Annotated in this window: 6 protein-coding genes; 4 read left to right on the forward strand and 2 right to left on the reverse strand. The window is 48.5% G+C overall.

What is annotated here, in order from left to right; genetic code table 11:
• A partial coding sequence (locus DS742_RS27910; RefSeq protein WP_242996887.1) for a nitroreductase family protein occupies nucleotides 1-536 on the forward strand: 536 nt, incomplete at its 5' end.
• Nucleotides 537-787: 251 nt separating this feature from the next.
• Here DS742_RS27910 and DS742_RS27915 read toward each other — a convergent pair.
• Both DS742_RS27915 and DS742_RS27920 read right to left on the reverse strand, forming a co-directional pair.
• Nucleotides 788-1,132: a sporulation initiation factor Spo0A C-terminal domain-containing protein gene (locus DS742_RS27915; RefSeq protein ID WP_147325899.1), complete on the reverse strand. Its 345-nt coding sequence runs from the start codon at nucleotides 1,130-1,132 to the stop codon at nucleotides 788-790.
• Nucleotides 1,133-1,218: 86 nt separating this feature from the next.
• A complete protein-coding gene (locus DS742_RS27920; RefSeq protein WP_117420173.1) occupies nucleotides 1,219-1,998 on the reverse strand; it encodes an HD-GYP domain-containing protein in 780 nt (259 codons plus the stop codon).
• 695 nt (nucleotides 1,999-2,693) lie between these two features.
• On the opposite strand from DS742_RS27920, the gene DS742_RS27925 reads away from it, so the two are divergent.
• The 3 genes from DS742_RS27925 to DS742_RS27935 form a co-directional block, all read left to right on the forward strand.
• Entirely contained in the window at nucleotides 2,694-3,197 is a 504-nt protein-coding gene (locus DS742_RS27925) for a hypothetical protein (protein WP_117420174.1), read from the forward strand.
• Nucleotides 3,163-3,708 (forward strand): signal peptidase I, encoded by a 546-nt coding sequence (gene lepB, locus DS742_RS27930; RefSeq protein WP_117420175.1) that lies wholly within the window; start codon nucleotides 3,163-3,165, stop codon nucleotides 3,706-3,708. Before DS742_RS27925 ends, lepB begins: the two co-directional genes overlap by 35 nt.
• 180 nt (nucleotides 3,709-3,888) lie before the next feature.
• The coding region (locus DS742_RS27935; protein WP_205692823.1) for a hypothetical protein at nucleotides 3,889-4,157 on the forward strand (269 nt) is incomplete at its 3' end.

Here is a 4,157-nt window from a genome sequence, read left to right on the forward strand (position 1 = left end):
GCGGAATGGAGATTATTATGTTAGATTTGTTACTTACAAGGAGAAGCTGTCGGAAATTTGAAGACAAGGCTGTGGAAGCGGAGAAAAAGGAAAAGCTTCTTCAGGCAGCACAGCTTGCACCTAGCGGGAAGACTACCCGCCCATGGGAGTTTGTCGTTATCGAGAATAAAGAAACACTTCAAAAGCTTGGCGACTGCCGGAGTCCGAATCAGCCATTTTTGCCGGCGACGCCTCTTGCTATTGTGGTATTAGGCAATACACTGAAAACCGATACATGGATAGAAGATACCTCTATAGCCTCTATCGTTATACAACTGGAAGCAGAAAGTTTAGGGCTTGGCTCATGCTGGGTGCAGATCCGGTTAAGAGAATCAAATCAAGGGATGAGCAGCGAAGAGTATGTGCGTAACCTCCTTGGGATTCCGGGGCATATGGCAGTGCTTTCTATTATCGCAGTGGGATATCCGAAGGAGGCAAGACATGCACATACATTAGATGAAGTAGAACAGGCAAAGATTCATACAGAAACTTATTAAGCAGGCAAAAGGTTTCGTCACAAAAGTTACTGCGAATACGCCACCAGAATCAGGCTAAATTCAGCTACAATGCCTCCTCTTGATTTTAAAAGGGGCGGTGTTGTAGATATCTTTCAGGTATTCTGGAACTTTCTTTTTCCATTTATTACGCTTATAACAAAGTTTTGCTTTTCGGCTTCCCGGGAACAGCCAAGGGATTTCGTTTGACAAAAATGTCCGGCCGGATATCATCCAGCCGGACATTTTGCGTTCTATGGGCTTTGTGATTTGTAACCGTATATGATATCATCCACCGCCCGCGCAATAAACTCCTTGTTGGTTGCCCCAAACGAGGCAATGGCGTATCGTATCGCCCTCTCAACACGATTATACGATGATATGCCGTACTCTCGGGCAATATTGTTATAAATCTCTACATACCCGATTTTATGACCATGCTCCGCTTTCAGCTTGATTGCGGATATCAGGAACCGATATCCTGAATTAGAATGCTTAACTCCCATATGGTTTAGATAGCGATTGATTTGTGCGTTCTCAATAGTCATTCTCTCCACCTGCTTTCTGTTTTTTTTGCTGTCAACCGCAGACGTTTCCAATTTCCTCGCTGAATGCGATTGGTCAGTTAAAAGGCAGAGCCAGCTTGCTTTGCTGTTCGGATAAGTATATAGGTTTTACTGGCTGGTCAGACGTACAGGTGCGTATCATTTTCATTCACATAGCGTTTAGAGATTTCCTTAAATTGTCTTTGGGTGGCGAGAAAGGCCTCCGCAACATGCGGGTCAAAATGCTTCCCGGCGTTCTGCTGAATTTCAAAGCAGGCGCGTTCGTGAGAAAAAGAATCCTTATAGACCCGTTTGCTGGTCAGCGCGTCGTATACATCGGCAAGCGCCATCAAGCGGGCTGAAAGTGGGATACGCTCACCGGCCAGCCCCAGCGGGTACCCGGAGCCGTCCCAGCGTTCATGATGGGAATACACGATCTCCTTTGCAAAACGCAAATAAGAGCCGCCAGGCTCACCAAACGTCTTTTCTGTCCGTACAATGGCCTGATAGCCCAGTGTGGTATGTGTTTTCATGATTTCAAATTCCTGCTGCGTCAGCAGTGCGGGCTTCATCAGGATATACTCTGGAATACCGACTTTACCGATGTCATGAATCATGGCCGATTTGGAAATCAACAGGATATTCTCCGGGGTAAGCACCTCGGTATAATGCCCGGTTTGCGCCAGATGATCGGCCAGGACTCTGACATAATGCTGTGTCCGAACAATATGGCCGCCTTCCTCGTCGTAGCTGATGCCGGCAAGGGATGACATGGCGTGAATGCAAATCTCCTGCATGGCCAGTGTTTTTATGTGTAATTCAGTTGAAAGATTCTTCGGCTCATAATCTATGGTTTCCCATATCCCGGTTTTTGTGTTTGTTCCCTGCATCAAGAGTTTATTCCTATTCGCTGTGCCCATAACTACCTTCCTTTACATTTAGAAGCGGCTTATCCTCAATAAATAATTCATGTAATCTGCCATTTCGTTAATCAACCTTATTATATAATTGCGCTGTTTTTCCGCCGCCGGCTTGTCTATCCCGATTTTCCGCGCCGGCTTTTCGCAGTATTCGCCATATATATAACATTTAAAAATATACAAGATTCGCCATTTTGCTACAGCCAAATGTCATAAACCCTCTCTTTAATGTTATAAACCCGGTTGAATTTTCCTTAAAAAGCGAAAATTCGCAGTGGCAGTTACGGAACCGGTCTGGATGGATATTCATTCAGACCGGTTCCGTCTATTTATGCCAGACATATGCCTGCCGGGCTGATGAAAATGACCTTGATTTACGTTTCAAAAGCTTTGTCAAGCCCTAAAATTTATTTCAAAATACCGGTTCATGACATTAAAATCCGGGTTTATGACATTTGTGTATAGGCTGGCAAGCCATGTGTTTTACTTGACGAGTACAGATTACGGTTCGGGGCCGGCAGACTTTTTTCAAGTTTTTTTGTTTTGCCGGTTTATTACATTAAAAACCGGACTCATGACAAATGGATTCACTGAGGGCTGAAACTACATATGCTGTTCAGGATGCCTTTGTCCGGGGTGTACGGCGCCGTCTGTTCTGCGAGTGAACAGACGGCGGTAGGAAGGGATGCGAACACATGGAATTATCAATAATCGGGCAAGAGGCCATTGCCGCCTACTTGCGCCAAATGAAGTTTAAAAAGAGAACCTTCGGCGGCGTGGACGAAGATGACGCGCTGGATAAGATCGAACATATCACCGGGATGTACCGTGACTTGGCGGAAGAACTGCAAGGCCAGGTTGAAGAAATGCAGCAGGACATACAGCGGCAGGAAGCAGAGCGTGCGGAACTCATTGCGCGGGCCAGGCGCGAAGCGGAAAAAATCATCATGCAGGCAAAGGTGTGGGCCGAACAGAAGGAACACGAAACCGACCGCCAGTTGGCGGGCAGGCGCGCCGAAATTGAGCAGCTTGCCAAACAGCGCAGGGATATGGAGACAGAGATGAATAACCTACTGCTTCAAATGAAAGCCACCATCCGCTTGATTTCCGGGGACCTCGGCCAAATGCTGAGACTGGCAGGCGGGGTTGAAAGAAAGATGGACGATGGCCGGACAGGGAATGACGCCGGGAATGTATAGGGAAGCGGAATCGCCTGAGAAGGTTTTGCAGCACAGGCGTGCCGTCCTGCGGCGGAAAAGGAACTGGCACAGGCTGATCCGCAGCCTGATTGTCACGGTCTTGACGGTATTTCTGCTGTTCGGCGTTTTTTTCGGGATCGGCGTTGTCCAGGGGGATTCGATGGCGCCTTCCCTGGCGGACGGCGACCTTGTGCTGGTCTGGCGGCTGGATAGGCAGTATACCTCTGGCGATGTAGTGTTTTTTACGCATGGCGGCAACCAGTTCGTGAAGCGCGTGGCCGCCGTGCCCGGCGACACGGTGGATACGGACGCCCAGGGCAGGCTCCTGGTAAATGGCAGGGAGCTGGAAGACACCTATGCAAAACCGGGCCTGGAATACCCCCTGACCCTTTTGGATGGCGAGTATTTCGTGCTGGGTGACAACCGCGGCGCTGCTGTGGATTCGAGGAATTTCGGTTCCGTTGCGGATATCGGCGGCAAGGTGCTTCTTATATTATGGACAATGCATTGACTGCATTTCATCGATAAACATTTAGAAATTGAGGAATAAACAATGCTGGTTAAATGGAAAAAAATTAAAAAAACGAAAAAAATAATATGTCTAATGGCAGCGGCCTTGACAATCATGGCGCTGTGTTTTCCGTTGCTGGCGGAGTCGGAAAGGATTCTTTACTTCGAGGCTGGCGACCTGGTGACCGAGCTGACGGTGGAGATAGGCACGGAAGAACCGAACCTGCCCCATACGCTGCGGGCAGTGGTGGCTCTGGAACTGGAAGAGGAAGATATGGTGGCAGAGCAGATTCAGCCGTCTATACCGGCATCAGAGCTGGAACCGGCGGAACAACAAGCCGGTGAACAATCTGAGCCAGCAGAGCCGGAAGAATTTGACCACGAACCGGTTGAATCGCCGGATTTGGAAGAACCGGAAAGCGAACCGGTTGAATCAGCAGAGCCGGAAGA

The organism is Lacrimispora amygdalina (genome assembly GCF_003432035.1).
Classification (GTDB): domain Bacteria; phylum Bacillota; class Clostridia; order Lachnospirales; family Lachnospiraceae; genus Lacrimispora; species Lacrimispora amygdalina.

Excerpts from the sequence above, each read along its gene's own strand:
- DS742_RS27920 (WP_117420173.1), bottom strand. The coding sequence starts at position 1,998 with ATGGGCACAGCGAATAGGAATAAACTCTTGATGCAGGGAACAAACACA.
- DS742_RS27925 (WP_117420174.1), top strand. The coding sequence starts at position 2,694 with ATGGAATTATCAATAATCGGGCAAGAGGCCATTGCCGCCTACTTGCGC.
- lepB (WP_117420175.1), top strand. The coding sequence starts at position 3,163 with ATGGCCGGACAGGGAATGACGCCGGGAATGTATAGGGAAGCGGAATCG.